We start from the raw sequence: 13,565 nt of genomic DNA on the forward strand, positions 1-13,565 counted from the left end.
GCAGCGCGCATGACTACGCCCATCGCCGCCATCATCCTTGCCGCGGGCAAGGGCACCCGCATGAAGTCCGACCTGCACAAGGTGCTGCACCCGATCGCGGGGCGGCCGATGCTGATGCACCTGATGGACAGCGTCGACGCGCTCGCCCCCGCGAAGAAGGTCGTCATCGTCGGAGACAGGGCCGAGCAGCTCGAGGCGGCGCTGGCGGGGAGCGCGGAACTTGCGGTGCAGCAGCCGCAGCTCGGCACCGGCCATGCGGTGCGGCAGGCCGAGGCGGCGCTCGCCGGGTTCGACGGCAATGTGCTGATTCTCTATGGCGACGTGCCCTTCGTGCGAACCGCGACGATGCGCGCGATGGTCGAACGGCTCGACGCCGACGATGCGCCCGCCGCGGTGGTGCTGGCGTTCGAGCCCGACGATCCGCTGCAATATGGGCGTGTGATCACTGACGGCGACCGCGTCGTCAAAATGGTCGAGCACAAGGATGCGAACGAGGCCGAGCGCGCGGTGCGGCTGTGCAATTCGGGGCTGATGGCGGCGAAGGCGCGCGATCTGTTCGCGCTGCTCGCGCGCGTCACCGACGACAATGCCGCCAAGGAATTCTACCTCGTCGACATCGTCAATATCGCGAACGCTGACGGGCGCCACTGTGCGGTGACGCACGCCGAACCGGCCGAGGTGGGCGGGATCAACAGCCGCGCCGAACTCGCCGCCGCCGACGCGCAGTGGCAGGCGTTCAGGCGCGAAGAGGCGATGGCCGACGGCGCGACCCTGAAGGCGCCGGAAACGGTGTGGTTTTCGTGGGACACGCAGCTCGGCCGCGATGTGACGGTCGAGCCCAATGTCGTCTTCGGCCCCGGCGTCACCGTCGCCGACGGCGCGACGATTCGCGCGTTCAGCCATATCGAGGGAGCAAGCATCGGCCCCGGCTGCGAGGTCGGCCCCTTCGCGCGGCTGCGCCCCGGCGCGGTGCTCGAAGAGAAGGCGAAGGTCGGCAATTTCGTCGAGGTGAAAAAGGCCGTGCTCGGCAAGGGCGCCAAGGCGAACCACCTCAGCTACATCGGCGACGCGAGCGTCGGCGCGGGCGCGAACATCGGCGCGGGTACGATCACCTGCAATTACGACGGCTATTTCAAATATCGCACCGAGATTGGCGAAAATGCCTTCATCGGATCGAACAGCGCGCTCGTAGCGCCGGTGAAGATCGGGCGCGATGCGATTGTCGCGGCGGGCAGCGCGGTGACGATCGACGTGGCTGATGGCGAGCTACGGCTGGTGCGCGGCGAACAGCTTGTCAAACCGGGCTGGGCGGACCGCTTCCACGACGCGATGCGCAAGAAAAAGGCCGGGAAATAGGGCGATGACAGCGCCGACGCTGACCACCGACAGGCTTGTGCTGCGCCAGCTCGTCGCGCGCGATGCGTCCGCGCTCCACGCGACACTGTCGGATCCGCAGGTGATGCACTGGTGGTCGAGCGGCGCGCATGGCGACCTTGCCGAGACCGAAGCCTATATCGGCTTCAATACGGCACGCGATGCGGGGCATCTTTGCTGGGCCATCACCCTCGGCGATGACGTTGCGCTGGGGTGGGTGATTCTGCGCGAAAGGCGCGCGGGGGTGGCCGAACTTGGCTATATCCTGCGCCGCGACAAATGGGGCCAGGGCATCGCGCGCGAAGCGCTGGCACGCGTGATCGAGCACGGGTTTTCGGAGATCGGATATAGGCGGATCTACGCCGATACCGACCCCGATAATGCAGGCTCGATTGCGCTTCTCGAGCGTCTGGGGTTCAGCCGCGAGGCGCATTTGCGCGAGGAGTGGGAAACGCATATCGGCGTGCGCGATTCCTTTATCTATGGGCTGCTGCGCGGCGAATGGACGGCGCATGCCGCCGAAAGGGCAATGGAACATGGCTGACCGCTATTCGGACGCGCCCTTTTTGCGCTTCGTCGACGCCTGGGTGCTCAAGGCGATCGGCCATCTGGACAAGGCCACCGAGGAATATTGCGTGGCGATGGTGCCGCATCTCGAACGCAGTTTCGGTCTGCGCGGAAGCTGGGACGAGATCGTCGCGCAGCGGATGGACTTCGACGCCGGGCTGGCCGCACGCATTCAGGCGATCTGGACCGAAGGCAAAGCGCGCTTCGAGGAAGCGAACGGTCGACCCGCCGAACCGGTGCAGTTCGCGATGATTTTCGTCGACCGGAATTTCTCCAATATATGACCGGACCAGCGAAAAAACGGTGCGCGATTGTGCCGTTGTCTCCGGAGGAAATACGCCGGACGATCATAGACCTCTTCGAATCATGTCGAGACGAACCGGGCGCCCCATTTGATGAAACAGATTTTCTTGCCTATTTGAGCGTGAACAAGGGCGCGGCGAGATGGAGCGCGTATCGCGCACGTCTGAGGCTCGGACGGTTCTACAACAAGGTCGAAGACCGGCTTGAGATCTACATCGGGGAAAAACGCAAAGTCGATCGGTGGAGCATCGATGAGTTCGCGACATATCTCGAACGCGCTGTTCGCTACCGAAAGGCTGGCCTGTACGGGGCGGAGTATGTGAGAGAACGAGCGTCTGGGTGCATATTCCAAGCTGCAGTTCTCTCGTTCCCATTTATATTCTTGGGGTTCCAAAAGGGCGAGTTCCTCTCCACTGCAATCGCATCGATACTCCTTTGCTGCTTTTTAGCGGTCGTTGCATGCACGCTTCCCGATTATCTGCGCTATCGCCGAATCCTCGCCAAATGGCGTTGAATTGATATCATGATATGATATCAGAGTCGCATGCGCTTCCTCGCTGACGTTCCGGACGACGATGTCCAGTGGCTCGACACGCTCGCTGCAGAACAGGGCATGTCGCGCGCCGAACTGGTCCGCCGTGCGGTTGCGGCTTACCGCGCGGAGCTTTCGGGCGACGCCATCGACAATGCGTTCGGCATCTGGAAAGATCGCGCCGATATCGGCGATGCGCTGAAATTTCAGCGCCGTCTGCGGGGCAAGCGCGAATGATCGACGCGCAGTTCGACAGCGACATCCTGATCGACGCGCTGCGCGGCGTCGAGGCGGCGCGTACCGAAATCCGCCGGGCCGGCCGCAAGAGCATCAGTCGCGTAAGCTGGACCGAGGTGATGGCCGCTACCGACCCCGCCAGCCTGAAGACCGTTGAGGCCTTTCTGAGCTGCTTCCAGATCGAAGAGATTGGCGATGGCGTGGCGCGGCGGGCGGCGGCGCTGCGCGCCGAGCGCAAAGGATTGACCCTCGCCGACGCCTTTGTACTGGCAACGGCGCAACTTTCCGGCCGCATCCTCGTGACACGCAATATCAAGGTGTTTCCGGCAGCGATGCCGGGTATTCGCGTCCCCTACACGCTCTAACGAAAGCAAAGACCCATGTGCGGAATCATCGGAATTGTCGGCAAGGACCAGGTTGCGGATCGCCTTGTCGATGGCCTCAGACGCATGGAATATCGCGGTTATGACTCGGCGGGCGTGTGCACGGTCGAGGGCGGGCAGCTGATCCGCCGCCGCGCCGAGGGGAAGCTCGGCAACCTCGTCAAGGAACTGGGCGGCAACCCCGCGCCGGGCACGCTCGGCATCGCGCATACGCGCTGGGCAACGCACGGCGCGCCGACGACGAGCAACGCGCACCCGCACGCGACGGGCGAGGTCGCGCTCGTCCACAACGGGATCATCGAGAATTTCAAGCCGCTTCGCGAGGCGCTCGCGGCGCGCGGGCGCACCTTCGAGAGCGAGACCGACACCGAAGTCGTCGCGCACCTCGTCAGCGAACAGGTCGAAGCGGGCAAGTCGCCGCAAGAGGCGGTGCAGGCGGTGCTGCCGCAGCTGCGCGGCGCGTTCGCGCTCGCGATTGCGTTTCGCAGCCACCCCGATCTGCTGATCGGCGCGCGGCTCGGCTCGCCCTTGGTCGTCGGCTATGGCGACGGCGAGACCTATCTCGGTTCCGACGCGCTCGCGCTCGCGCCGTTGACGCAGCAGATCGCCTATCTGGAAGAAGGCGACTGGGTCATCATCACCCGCGAGGGCGCGCAGATTTACGACGCCGACAACAAGGCCGTGACGCGCGAGATCACAACCTCGGGCGTCACTGCCGCCGCGGTCGAGAAGGGCAATTACCGCCACTATATGCAGAAGGAGATTTTCGAGCAGCCGACGGTGGTTGCGCAGACGCTCTCCTCCTACATCCGCCCGCTCGAACAGACGGTCGCGCTGCCGCAGATGGATTTCGACCTCGCGGGAATCGACCGCATCACCATCGTCGCGTGCGGGACGAGCTTCTATGCGGGGATGGTCGCCAAATATTGGTTCGAAACCTTTGCGCGCGTGCCCGTCGACATCGATGTCGCGTCGGAGTTCCGCTACCGCGACCCGGTGCTCCAGCCCGGTGGACTCGCGCTCTTCATCTCGCAGTCGGGCGAGACCGCCGACACGCTCGCGGCGCTGCGCCATTGCAAGGCGAACGGCCAGACGATCGCGGTCGTCGTCAACGTCCCGACGAGCAGCATGGCGCGCGAGGCCGATCTGCTGCTGCCGACGCACGCGGGGCCGGAGATCGGCGTCGCCTCGACCAAGGCCTTCACCTGCCAGCTTGCGGTGCTGGCGGCGCTCGCCGCGCACCTCGCGCTCAAGAAGGGCAGGCTCAGCGCCGAGGAGGAGCGCGACATCGTCCGGCATCTGATCGAGGCGCCCGCCGCGCTCAACGCCGCGCTGAACCACGACGACGACATCGCCGCGATGGCGCACCTCGTCGCACCGGCACGCGACGTGCTCTATCTGGGGCGTGGCCCCGACTATCCGCTGGCGCTGGAGGGGGCGCTAAAGCTCAAGGAAATCAGTTATATCCACGCCGAAGGCTATGCGAGCGGCGAGATGAAGCACGGCCCCATCGCGCTGATCGACGAGGCGGTTCCGGTCATCGTCCTCGCGCCCAGCGGGCCGCTCTTTGAAAAGACCGTAAGCAACATGCAGGAAGTCATGGCGCGCGGCGGCAAGATCGTCCTGATCAGCGACGCCGAGGGCCTTGCCGAAGCTGGCGACGGCTGCATGGCGACCATCGAAATGCCCAAGGTCCACCCGCTGATCGCGCCGCTGGTCTATGCGGTGCCGGTGCAATTGCTGGCCTATCATGTCGCGGTGGCGAAGGGGACCGATGTCGACCAGCCACGCAATCTGGCGAAGTCGGTGACTGTGGAGTGACCTGGAACACCACCTGCCACTGCGGCGCGGTCTCGGTGCGGCTCGCCAAGGCACCCGACGAAGTCGCCGAGTGCAATTGCTCGCTCTGTTTCTCGCACGGCATCCTCTGGGCTTATTATTCACCGAAGGATGTTGCGATCGACGGGGCGACGCGGACTTATAACCGCGCCGATCGCGCGAATCCCAATTCGGACCTGCATTTCTGCGCGACTTGTGGCTGCGCGACGCACTGGTCGGCGACCGCTGGGCTGATCGAACGGATGGGCGGTGAGGTCGATATGATGGGGGTCAACATGCGCCTGTTCGCGCCGGAGCGGCTCAGCGGACTCAGGCTCGTTTTTCCCGACGGGCGCGGCTGGTCGGGCGAGGGCGCTTGGGATTATGCGCGCGATGCCGAGGTCATGCGCTGATGGGCCGACGTGCGTGGGCGGGTCATGCGGCCGCGTTGGCCTGTGCCAGAATCGACGCCGCGATGTCGTCGATTTCGCCCGCTACCAGCAACGGCGTGCTGCCGACCATGCCGACTTGCGTCTGGCCGTTCTCGGCCGCGCGGAGCCAGGCGACATTTTCGGCAACGACCAGATAATTGCCGCCGCGCGAACTCAAGGAAATGAATTTCATTATGTGTCTCCTGATCCCTCAAGGCTCTAGGCGCCAAATATGAAGAACATGCGATTCACATGACCCCCACCGCCATCATCTTCGATTTCGACGGCGTCATCGCCGACAGCGAGGTGCGCGCGAACCTGTCGCTGTCGGAAAGCCTGACCGCGATCGGCATGCCCGCGACTTATGAGGAGTGCCTGCGCGACTATTACGGCCACAATTGGCAGGAAACGCAGCGGCGGATCGAGGCGCGGTTCGGGCGGCCGCTGCCGGCCGATTTTCGCGAGCGGCATCGGACACGCGCGCGCGCCAAATATATGCAGGGGTTCGATCCGGTGGCGGGGGTTGCCGAATTCCTCGATACGCTCGGGCCGATGCCGCGCGCGATCGCCTCGTCGAGCCGCGCCGAATATATCGACTGGGCGCTCGGTCTGTTCGAACTCGGGCACCATTTCGAAGGGCAGGTCTATAGCGCCGATGGATGGGCGCGCGGCAAGCCGCATCCCGACATCTATCTTGCCGCCGCAAAGGGGCTGGGCGTCGAGCCTGCGCTTTGCCTTGCCGTCGAGGATTCGCCCACCGGCGCAAAGGCGGCGCTTGCGGCGGGGATGACGGTGGTCGGCTTTTGCGGTGCAAGCCACATCACCGACCGCGCCGCGCATGGCGCGATGTTGCGCGCGGTCGGGGTGCATCATGTCGCCGAGCGCTTCGACGCGCTCGCGGCGCTCAGCGGGCTTCAGCGCGCGGCATAGCTTGCATAGACGCGCGTCCCTGCGGGGCCGAAGGTCATGACCTTAAAGGCATCGCGGCGGTCGCCGAACTCCATGCCCGGCGATCCGGTCGGCATCCCCGCGACCGCCAGTCCCTTCACCCCTTTGGGCTTTTCGCGGAGCAGGCGCGCAATTTCGCGCGCGGGCACATGGCCCTCGATCACATAGCCGCCGACGATCGCGGTGTGGCAGCCGCGCAGGGCGCCCGGGACGCCGTGGCGATCCTTGATCGTCTCCATGTCGGCGGCGTTGACGACGCGCACCGGCGATCCGACCGCCGCCTTCACCCGTTCGAGCCATTGGAGGCAGCATCCGCATCCGGCGTCGCGGAACATCGTCGGGTTGGCGGCGTGCGCGATCCCGGCGGTGGCGCCAAAGGCGGCGAGGGCGAGGAGCGCGCGGTGAACGAGGGTCATGATATGTCCTTCGGATAGGGGGCAACGCGATTATAGGCGCTGTCGCTGCGGGGGCAATGTGCGGCTTCGTCGTGCGCGCTCAGCCCATCGGATAGAGTATGTCGCGCGTCACCTGGTGGAGCGCGGTCATGATATCGTCGCCGAGCACCAGCTCGCGCGCATCGAGGATCGGCGCAAGCTGCTCGAACCTGCTCACCCCGACGATCGTCGAGGCGACGAAGTCATGCTGTTTCGACCAGGCGGTCGCCATCGTCACCGGGTGCAGCCCGGCGTCTGCGGCGATCCCCAGATAGCGTTCGGTGGCGGCAAGGCTCTTTTCGTTGACGAAGCGGCGACCCATCGCCGCCTGCCGTCCCTCCATCGCCAGATAGCGCGAAAAGCGCGCGCCTTCGGGCGCTGCGCCGTCCTGATATTTGCCCGACAAGACCCCGCCCGCGAGCGGCGAATAGGGGATCAGGCTGACGCCTTCCTTGCGGCACACCTGCTTCAGCTCATCCTCGAAGCGGCGGTTGTTCAGGCTGAAATTATTCTGGATCGTGTGATAGCGCGCGACGCCGAGCCGTTCGGACGCCGCAAGCGCCTTCATCAATCCCCAGCTCGTTTCGTTCGAGCAGCCGAGGATGCGGACCTTGCCGACGCGGACGAGCTCGTCGAGCGCGTCCATCATCTCGTCATAGGGCGCGTCATGGTCGGGCCAGTGCGTCTGGTAGAGGTCGACATAGTCGGTCTGGAGCCGCGCGAGGCTGTCGTCGATGGCCTGAAAAATATTCTTGCGGTCGAGCGCGGTCATGCCGTGGCGGCACGGCGACTTGAACCAGACGTGGCTCGGCCCCGAAACCTTCGTCGCCATGATGATGGCATCGCGCGGCTTGGTCTTCATCCAGCGCCCGACAATCTCTTCGGTGCGGCCGACCCATTTGGCGTCTGGCGGCACGGGATAGCCTTCGGCGGTGTCGTAGAAATTGATTCCCGCGTCGAAACAGGCGTCGAGGATGCGGTGAGCTTCGGCTTCGTCGGTCTGGCTGCCGAAGGTCATCGTCCCCATGCAGATGTCGGACACATGGATGGCGCTCTGGCCGAGGCGGCGGCTTTGCATGGCTTGCGTCTCCGGTCGGGGGGAGGGGAGACGCAGCCATAGGTTGCAGGCCGCAACCTTGCAAATCAGATGATCAAGGCGAGCGATCCGACGAGCAGCGTCGCCATCGTCCAGTTGAAAACGCGCAACCGCACCGGGTTCGACAGCCAGCCGCGCAACGCGGTGCCCATCACGGCCCACAGGCTGGTCGAGGGCAGGTTGATGACGCCAAAGATCGCGGCGACGAACAGCACCGCCGCCAGATTGCGCTCGGGCGCGTAGAGCGCGATCGCGGTCAGCGCCATCGACCAGCACTTTGGATTGACCCACTGAAAGAGCATCGCCTGAACGAAGGTCATCGGCTTGCCACGCGCACTGCCTTCGCCGTCGGGGGCGGCGGCATTGGCGATCTTCCACGCGAGCCAGAGCAGATAGGCGACGCTCACCACCTTAAGCGCCGTGTTGAGCACGGGGAAGGCGTCGAACAGGCCCATCAGGCCGAGGCCCACCAGGACGATCATCAAGGTGAAGCCGGCGCCGACGCCGAGCGCGTGCGGCACGGTGCGACGGAGGCCGAAATTGGCCCCCGACGCCATCAGCATCATATTGTTCGGCCCCGGCGTGACCGAGGAGACGAGCGCGAAGGCGGCGAGCGCGGCGAAAGTGGCCTGTTCCATGTGGCGCAATATACTGCACTTCGCGCTGTGAAAGGTTGCGAATATGCCCGCGATTATGGCATAGTTTGCAATCCATGAGCAAAATTGACCATATCGACCGCAGAATATTGCAGGAACTGCGAAGCGACGGGCGCATCGCCAATGTCGAACTCGCCGACCGAGTCGGCCTTTCGCCTTCGGCGTGCCTGCGGCGGGTGCAGGAACTGGAGCGCAGCGGGGTGATCAACGGGTATCGCGCGGTGATCGATCCGGTGAAGGTCGGCCTGACCTTCATCGCCTATGTCGCCGTCGGCCTGTCGTCGCACACCAAGAAGTCGCAGAGCGATTTCGAGGCCGCCGTTGCCGACGCGCCCGAAGTGCGCGAATGCCACAATATCACCGGCACGATCGAATATCTGCTGCGCGTCGAGACCGCCGACCTTGCGGCGTACAAGCATTTCCACACCGAGGTGCTGGGGGTGCTGCCGCAGGTGCATTCGATCACGACCTATGTGCTGATGGACTCGCCGAAGGACGAGCGGGGGTAGGGCCGCTGGGCCTTCGCGGGGGCGACGATGCCTCCTTGAACCCTCGCCCCGCGCACCGCATATCCGGTTTCATGCCGAAACTTTCCTTCCTCGACCTCGTTCCCGTCACCGACCGCGGGACGATCGCCCAGTCGCTCGCCCACGCCGCGGACCTTGCGCGCCACGCCGAAGCGCTCGGCTTTCACCGTTACTGGGTCGCCGAACATCATGGCATGGCGGGGATCGCGAGCGCGGCCACCGCGGTCGTGCTCGCGCATATCGGGCATGCGACATCGACGATCCGCATTGGCGCGGGCGGGATCATGCTGCCCAATCATGCGCCGATGGTGATCGCCGAACAGTTCGGCACATTGGAAGCACTGTTTCCGGGGCGGATCGACCTGGGGCTCGGGCGTGCGCCGGGGTCGGACGGCATTGTCGCGCGCGCCTTGCGCCGCAACCTCGCGAGCGACGAGCGCCAGTTCCCGCAGGACGTCGTCGAGCTGCAGGCGTTCCTCGCGGGCGACGACCGCCTCGGCATCCGCGCGGTGCCGGGAGAGGGGACGAAGGTGCCGCTGTGGATTTTGGGGTCGAGCCTGTTCGGCGCGCAGCTCGCTGCGGCGCTCGGCCTGCCCTATGCCTTTGCCAGCCATTTCGCGCCCGATGCGCTCGACGAGGCGCTCGATCTCTATCGCCGCCAGTTCAAGCCGTCCGAGCAGCTTGCCGAGCCTTATTCCGCCGCGGCATTCAACGTCTTCGCCGCCGACACGCGCGAGGAGGCCGAGCTGATCGCCACGTCGCAGCAACAGGCGTTCGTCGCGCTGCGCACCGGCAATCCCGGGCGGATGAAGCCGCCGGTTGCCGGCTACAAGGACAGCCTGCCACCCAATGCCCGCGCGATTCTCGATCATGTGCTGCAATGTTCGGCGATTGGCACGGTCGACGATGTCGCCGCCGGGATCGACGCCTTTGCCCGGCGCACCGGCGTTGACGAAGTGATCGTCGCCTCGTCCGTCTATGACCATGACGCGCGCAAACATTCGCTGGCGCTCACCGCTCAAGCGGCGCAGGTGTCCGCGCGCGTTGGTTGACGCGGCTTCAGCAGCGGCAGTATAGGGGCGCTTCTGTTGAGGGCGGCCAGCTTGCGGTCGCCTTTTGCTTTTTTTGTTTGGAAAGGTGCTGCCCATGTCGATCACGCCGCTGATGCCCGTTTACCCCCGGTGCGCTGTGCGTCCGGTGCGCGGCGAGGGGGCCTATCTGATCGGCGAGCGAGGCGAGCGCTATCTGGACTTTGCGAGCGGCATCGCGGTCAACCTGCTCGGCCACGGCCATCCGCACCTGACCAAGGCGATTCAGGATCAGGCCGCGACGCTGATGCATGTGTCGAACCTTTATGGGAGCCCGCAGGGCGAGGCACTGGCGGCGCGGCTGGTCGACCATACTTTTGCCGACACCGTCTTTTTCACCAATTCGGGCGCCGAGGCGGTCGAGTGCGCGATCAAGACGGCGCGCGCCTATCATTCGAGCGCGGGCAACGAACAGAAGCACAATCTGATCACGTTCAACAACGCCTTCCACGGGCGCACGCTCGGCACGATTTCGGCGACCAATCAGGAAAAGCTGCGCAAGGGGTTCGACCCGCTGCTGCCCGGCTTTGCCTATGCGCCGTTCGACGATCTCAACGCCGCGCTCGATCTGGTCGACGACAACACGGCGGGCTTCCTCGTCGAGCCGGTGCAGGGCGAAGGCGGCATCCGTCCCGCGTCGCAGCCCTTCCTTCAGGGGCTGCGCGATATCTGCAACAAGCGCGACCTGATGCTGATTTTCGACGAGGTGCAGTGCGGCGTCGCGCGGACCGGCACGCTCTATGCCTATGAACAATATGGGCTGGCGCCCGACATCATGGCGACCGCCAAGGGCATCGGCGGCGGTTTCCCGCTTGGTGCGTGCCTTGCCACCGAAAAAGCGGCGCGCGGCATGGTGATCGGGACGCACGGTTCGACCTATGGCGGCAATCCGCTCGCGATGGCGGCGGGGCAGGCGGTGCTCGACGTGATCCTCGAGGACGGCTTCCTCGATCAGGTCAAGACGACGGGCGAGCGGCTGCGCGGCGCGCTCGAACAGCTCATCCCGAACCACGACCATCTGTTCGAAAGCGTGCGCGGCATGGGGTTGATGCTCGGCATCAAGATGACGTCCGAAAGCCGTTCGTTCGTCGCGCACCTGCGCGACAATCACGGGCTGCTGACCGTCGCGGCCGGCGACAATGTCGTACGCATCCTGCCGCCGCTCAATATCGAACAGAGCCATATCGACGAATGCATCGAGAAATTGTCGGCGGGTGCGGCGAGCTATACGCCGCCCGAAGGCTGATGCGGCATTTCCTGAACCTGTCGGACGCCGGCGGCGATGCCGTTGCGGCGATGATTGCCGACGCGATCGACCGGAAGACTGCGCGCCAGGGCTGGCCGAAGGGCAAGCCGGACGCCGATGCGCCGCTTGCGGATCATGTGCTCGCGATGGTGTTCGAAAAGAATTCGACGCGCACGCGCGCTTCGTTCGACATCGCCATCCGTCAGCTCGGCGGCAGCGCAATGGTGATGGATGCGGGGTCGATGCAGCTCGGCCGCGGCGAGACGGTCGCCGATACCGCGCGTGTCCTGTCGCGCTATGTCGACGCAATCATGATCCGTACCGACGACCATGCGAAGATCGAGGAACTCGCACAGCATGCGACGGTGCCCGTAATCAACGGACTGACCGACCTGTCGCATCCCTGCCAGATCGTCGCCGATCTGCTCACCATCGTCGAGAGCGGCAAGGCGCTTCCGGGGCTTGAGATCGCTTGGCTCGGCGACGGCAACAATGTCCTCACCTCGATCATCGAGGCAGCGGGGCTGTTCGGTTTCAACGTCCGCGCGGGCTGTCCGCAGGGCTATGAACCCGATGCCGCCTTTGTCGAGGCGGCGCGCGCGAAGGGCGCCCGTATCGACGTCGTTGGCGACGCGCGCGAGGCGGCGGCGGGCGCAGATATTGTCGTCACCGACACCTGGGTGTCGATGGGGCAGGATCATGCGCACAACAAGCTCGCCGCCATGGCGCCCTTTCAGGTCGACGAACGACTGATGGGGGTTGCGAAAGGCGATGCGATTTTCCTCCATTGCCTCCCTGCGCATCGCGGCGAAGAGGTGGTCGATGCGGTGATCGACGGGCCGCAGTCGCGCGCGTGGGACGAGGCGGAGAACCGCGTCCATGCGCAAAAATCGGTCCTGTTGTGGGCATTGGGCAAGCTGTGAGCGAAACGATTGAAACCTGGTTCGACCAGCCGCTGGTCTTTACCATCGCGGCGCGGCACGTGCGCGGGCGCCTTGTGCGCCTCGGGCCGGTACTCAACACGATCATGGCAGCGCACAGCTATCCGCCGGTCGCCGAAAAGCTGCTCGCCGAAGCCTTGGTGCTCACCGTGCTGCTCGGCTCGACGCTGAAGGACGAGGGCGGGCAACTGACGCTTCAGGCGCAGACGGGCGGCGGGCCGGTCGAATTGCTGGTGTGCGATTACAAAGGCGGCGAGCTGCGCGGCTATTTGAAGTTCGATGCGGAAAAGCTGGCTGAAATCGGTCCCGATCCGACGTTGTTTGCCCTTTTTGGCGAAGGCTTCCTGGCGATCACCTTTGATCAGGCGACCACCGGCGAACGCTATCAGGGCATTGTTCCGCTCGAAGGATCGTCGATCGGCGACGCCGCCGAACATTATTTCGAGCAGTCCGAGCAAATCCCGAGCCTGATCAAGCTCGCCGCGCGTCACGATGCAGAGGCGGGATGCGTTGCGGGCGGGCTGTTGGTTCAACATCTCCCCGAAGGCGAAGTCGGACGCGACCGCCTGCATGTCCGACACGACCATCCCGAATGGGAACATGCGCGCACGATTGCGGCGACGCTGAAGGATGAAGAGCTGACCGATCCGGCAACTTCGCTTGAAACGCTGGCGTGGCGGCTCTTTCACGAAGACGAGGTGCGGGTCGAAGCAGGCGTCACAGTGTCGCGCGGGTGCCGGTGCAGCGTCGATTATTTCGCGGGCGTTCTGGCGCAATTTCCCGACGGCGAGCGCCGCGACATGGCCGATGGCGACGGGAAAATCGTCGTCGATTGTGCCTTTTGCTCGCGCATTTTCCCGATCCCCCTCGACGAGATATCCGGCCAGCATTGACGCGGCGCATGTGCCGAAATCGGCGACCAGTCGAGCGTTTCCGACGCCAGGCGGTTGAAACGCCGCGAACGAATTGCTAAATCCGGTCGCG

At 64.9% G+C, this 13,565-nt stretch carries 18 protein-coding genes; 14 read left to right on the forward strand and 4 right to left on the reverse strand.

The genetic code is table 11. The features are described 5' to 3' along the window. Positions 1-9: 9 nt before the first annotated feature. Genes glmU through H7692_RS01165 form a run of 8 tightly spaced genes read left to right on the forward strand, consistent with a single transcriptional unit; the run spans position 10 to position 5,627 of the window. Positions 10-1,356, forward strand: a complete 1,347-nt coding sequence (gene glmU, locus H7692_RS01130; RefSeq protein ID WP_227339644.1) for a bifunctional UDP-N-acetylglucosamine diphosphorylase/glucosamine-1-phosphate N-acetyltransferase GlmU — start codon at positions 10-12, stop codon at positions 1,354-1,356. Positions 1,357-1,360: 4 nt separating this feature from the next. Next, positions 1,361-1,918, forward strand: coding sequence for a GNAT family N-acetyltransferase (locus tag H7692_RS01135; RefSeq protein WP_222136206.1), 558 nt, complete (start codon positions 1,361-1,363; stop codon positions 1,916-1,918). Continuing rightward, positions 1,911-2,225 (forward strand): hypothetical protein, encoded by a 315-nt coding sequence (locus H7692_RS01140; protein ID WP_222136205.1) that lies wholly within the window; start codon positions 1,911-1,913, stop codon positions 2,223-2,225. Before H7692_RS01135 ends, H7692_RS01140 begins: the two co-directional genes overlap by 8 nt. After that, complete coding sequence (locus H7692_RS01145; protein ID WP_222136204.1) at positions 2,222-2,758, forward strand: hypothetical protein; 537 nt, start codon at positions 2,222-2,224, stop codon at positions 2,756-2,758. Before H7692_RS01140 ends, H7692_RS01145 begins: the two co-directional genes overlap by 4 nt. 30 nt (positions 2,759-2,788) lie before the next feature. Beyond that, on the forward strand, positions 2,789-3,013 hold the full coding sequence (locus tag H7692_RS01150; protein ID WP_222136203.1) for a CopG family transcriptional regulator: 225 nt from the start codon (positions 2,789-2,791) through the stop codon (positions 3,011-3,013). Beyond that, positions 3,010-3,378, forward strand: coding sequence for a PIN domain-containing protein (locus H7692_RS01155; RefSeq protein WP_222136202.1), 369 nt, complete (start codon positions 3,010-3,012; stop codon positions 3,376-3,378). Before H7692_RS01150 ends, H7692_RS01155 begins: the two co-directional genes overlap by 4 nt. Positions 3,379-3,393: 15 nt before the next feature. Next, entirely contained in the window at positions 3,394-5,217 is a 1,824-nt protein-coding gene (glmS, locus tag H7692_RS01160) for a glutamine--fructose-6-phosphate transaminase (isomerizing) (protein ID WP_227339645.1), read from the forward strand. After that, positions 5,214-5,627 carry a GFA family protein gene (locus H7692_RS01165; protein ID WP_227339646.1) on the forward strand — a complete coding sequence of 138 codons (414 nt, stop codon included), beginning with the start codon at positions 5,214-5,216 and terminating at the stop codon, positions 5,625-5,627. Before glmS ends, H7692_RS01165 begins: the two co-directional genes overlap by 4 nt. 22 nt (positions 5,628-5,649) lie before the next feature. On the opposite strand, the gene H7692_RS01170 is transcribed toward H7692_RS01165, so the two are convergent. Then, positions 5,650-5,838 carry a hypothetical protein gene (locus H7692_RS01170; RefSeq protein WP_201925133.1) on the reverse strand — a complete coding sequence of 63 codons (189 nt, stop codon included), beginning with the start codon at positions 5,836-5,838 and terminating at the stop codon, positions 5,650-5,652. A gap of 59 nt (positions 5,839-5,897) precedes the next feature. Here H7692_RS01170 and H7692_RS01175 point away from each other — a divergent pair, with 59 nt between their 5' ends. After that, positions 5,898-6,575 carry an HAD family hydrolase gene (locus H7692_RS01175; protein ID WP_227339647.1) on the forward strand — a complete coding sequence of 226 codons (678 nt, stop codon included), beginning with the start codon at positions 5,898-5,900 and terminating at the stop codon, positions 6,573-6,575. On the opposite strand, the gene H7692_RS01180 is transcribed toward H7692_RS01175, so the two are convergent. From H7692_RS01180 to H7692_RS01190, 3 genes are all read right to left on the reverse strand, one after another. After that, the gene (locus H7692_RS01180; RefSeq protein ID WP_227339648.1) at positions 6,560-7,009 is read right to left on the reverse strand and encodes a DUF411 domain-containing protein; all 450 of its coding nucleotides are present in this window, start codon (positions 7,007-7,009) and stop codon (positions 6,560-6,562) included. The genes H7692_RS01175 and H7692_RS01180 overlap by 16 nt on opposite strands. A 79-nt stretch (positions 7,010-7,088) precedes the next feature. Then, positions 7,089-8,105: an aldo/keto reductase gene (locus H7692_RS01185; RefSeq protein ID WP_227339649.1), complete on the reverse strand. Its 1,017-nt coding sequence runs from the start codon at positions 8,103-8,105 to the stop codon at positions 7,089-7,091. A gap of 65 nt (positions 8,106-8,170) precedes the next feature. After that, positions 8,171-8,761, reverse strand: a complete 591-nt coding sequence (locus H7692_RS01190) for a LysE family translocator (protein ID WP_201925141.1) — start codon at positions 8,759-8,761, stop codon at positions 8,171-8,173. 74 nt (positions 8,762-8,835) lie between these two features. Here H7692_RS01190 and H7692_RS01195 point away from each other — a divergent pair, with 74 nt between their 5' ends. From H7692_RS01195 to H7692_RS01215, 5 genes are all read left to right on the forward strand, one after another. Beyond that, complete coding sequence (locus H7692_RS01195) at positions 8,836-9,288, forward strand: Lrp/AsnC family transcriptional regulator (RefSeq protein ID WP_227339650.1); 453 nt, start codon at positions 8,836-8,838, stop codon at positions 9,286-9,288. Between the two features lie 71 nt (positions 9,289-9,359). Continuing rightward, positions 9,360-10,358: an LLM class flavin-dependent oxidoreductase gene (locus H7692_RS01200; protein WP_222136195.1), complete on the forward strand. Its 999-nt coding sequence runs from the start codon at positions 9,360-9,362 to the stop codon at positions 10,356-10,358. Positions 10,359-10,452: 94 nt separating this feature from the next. After that, a complete protein-coding gene (locus H7692_RS01205) occupies positions 10,453-11,640 on the forward strand; it encodes an aspartate aminotransferase family protein (RefSeq protein ID WP_201925147.1) in 1,188 nt (395 codons plus the stop codon). After that, positions 11,637-12,563: an ornithine carbamoyltransferase gene (gene argF, locus H7692_RS01210; RefSeq protein WP_222136400.1), complete on the forward strand. Its 927-nt coding sequence runs from the start codon at positions 11,637-11,639 to the stop codon at positions 12,561-12,563. The genes H7692_RS01205 and argF overlap by 4 nt, the downstream gene beginning before the upstream one ends. Next, the gene (locus H7692_RS01215) at positions 12,560-13,474 is read left to right on the forward strand and encodes an Hsp33 family molecular chaperone HslO (protein ID WP_222136194.1); all 915 of its coding nucleotides are present in this window, start codon (positions 12,560-12,562) and stop codon (positions 13,472-13,474) included. Before argF ends, H7692_RS01215 begins: the two co-directional genes overlap by 4 nt. Positions 13,475-13,565 lie beyond the last annotated feature (91 nt).

The sequence above is a fragment of the Sphingopyxis sp. P8 genome (genome assembly GCF_020622175.1).
Lineage (GTDB): Bacteria > Pseudomonadota > Alphaproteobacteria > Sphingomonadales > Sphingomonadaceae > Sphingopyxis > Sphingopyxis jiangsuensis.

Bases quoted from the DNA above. Each gene is read 5' to 3' on its own strand.
- glmU (WP_227339644.1), top strand. From the start codon at position 10: ATGACTACGCCCATCGCCGCCATCATCCTTGCCGCGGGCAAGGGCACC.
- H7692_RS01135 (WP_222136206.1), top strand. From the start codon at position 1,361: ATGACAGCGCCGACGCTGACCACCGACAGGCTTGTGCTGCGCCAGCTC.
- H7692_RS01140 (WP_222136205.1), top strand. From the start codon at position 1,911: ATGGCTGACCGCTATTCGGACGCGCCCTTTTTGCGCTTCGTCGACGCC.
- H7692_RS01145 (WP_222136204.1), top strand. From the start codon at position 2,222: ATGACCGGACCAGCGAAAAAACGGTGCGCGATTGTGCCGTTGTCTCCG.
- H7692_RS01150 (WP_222136203.1), top strand. From the start codon at position 2,789: ATGCGCTTCCTCGCTGACGTTCCGGACGACGATGTCCAGTGGCTCGAC.
- H7692_RS01155 (WP_222136202.1), top strand. From the start codon at position 3,010: ATGATCGACGCGCAGTTCGACAGCGACATCCTGATCGACGCGCTGCGC.
- glmS (WP_227339645.1), top strand. From the start codon at position 3,394: ATGTGCGGAATCATCGGAATTGTCGGCAAGGACCAGGTTGCGGATCGC.
- H7692_RS01170 (WP_201925133.1), bottom strand. From the start codon at position 5,838: ATGAAATTCATTTCCTTGAGTTCGCGCGGCGGCAATTATCTGGTCGTT.
- H7692_RS01175 (WP_227339647.1), top strand. From the start codon at position 5,898: ATGACCCCCACCGCCATCATCTTCGATTTCGACGGCGTCATCGCCGAC.
- H7692_RS01180 (WP_227339648.1), bottom strand. From the start codon at position 7,009: ATGACCCTCGTTCACCGCGCGCTCCTCGCCCTCGCCGCCTTTGGCGCC.
- H7692_RS01185 (WP_227339649.1), bottom strand. From the start codon at position 8,105: ATGCAAAGCCGCCGCCTCGGCCAGAGCGCCATCCATGTGTCCGACATC.
- H7692_RS01190 (WP_201925141.1), bottom strand. From the start codon at position 8,761: ATGGAACAGGCCACTTTCGCCGCGCTCGCCGCCTTCGCGCTCGTCTCC.
- H7692_RS01195 (WP_227339650.1), top strand. From the start codon at position 8,836: ATGAGCAAAATTGACCATATCGACCGCAGAATATTGCAGGAACTGCGA.
- H7692_RS01200 (WP_222136195.1), top strand. From the start codon at position 9,360: ATGCCGAAACTTTCCTTCCTCGACCTCGTTCCCGTCACCGACCGCGGG.
- H7692_RS01205 (WP_201925147.1), top strand. From the start codon at position 10,453: ATGTCGATCACGCCGCTGATGCCCGTTTACCCCCGGTGCGCTGTGCGT.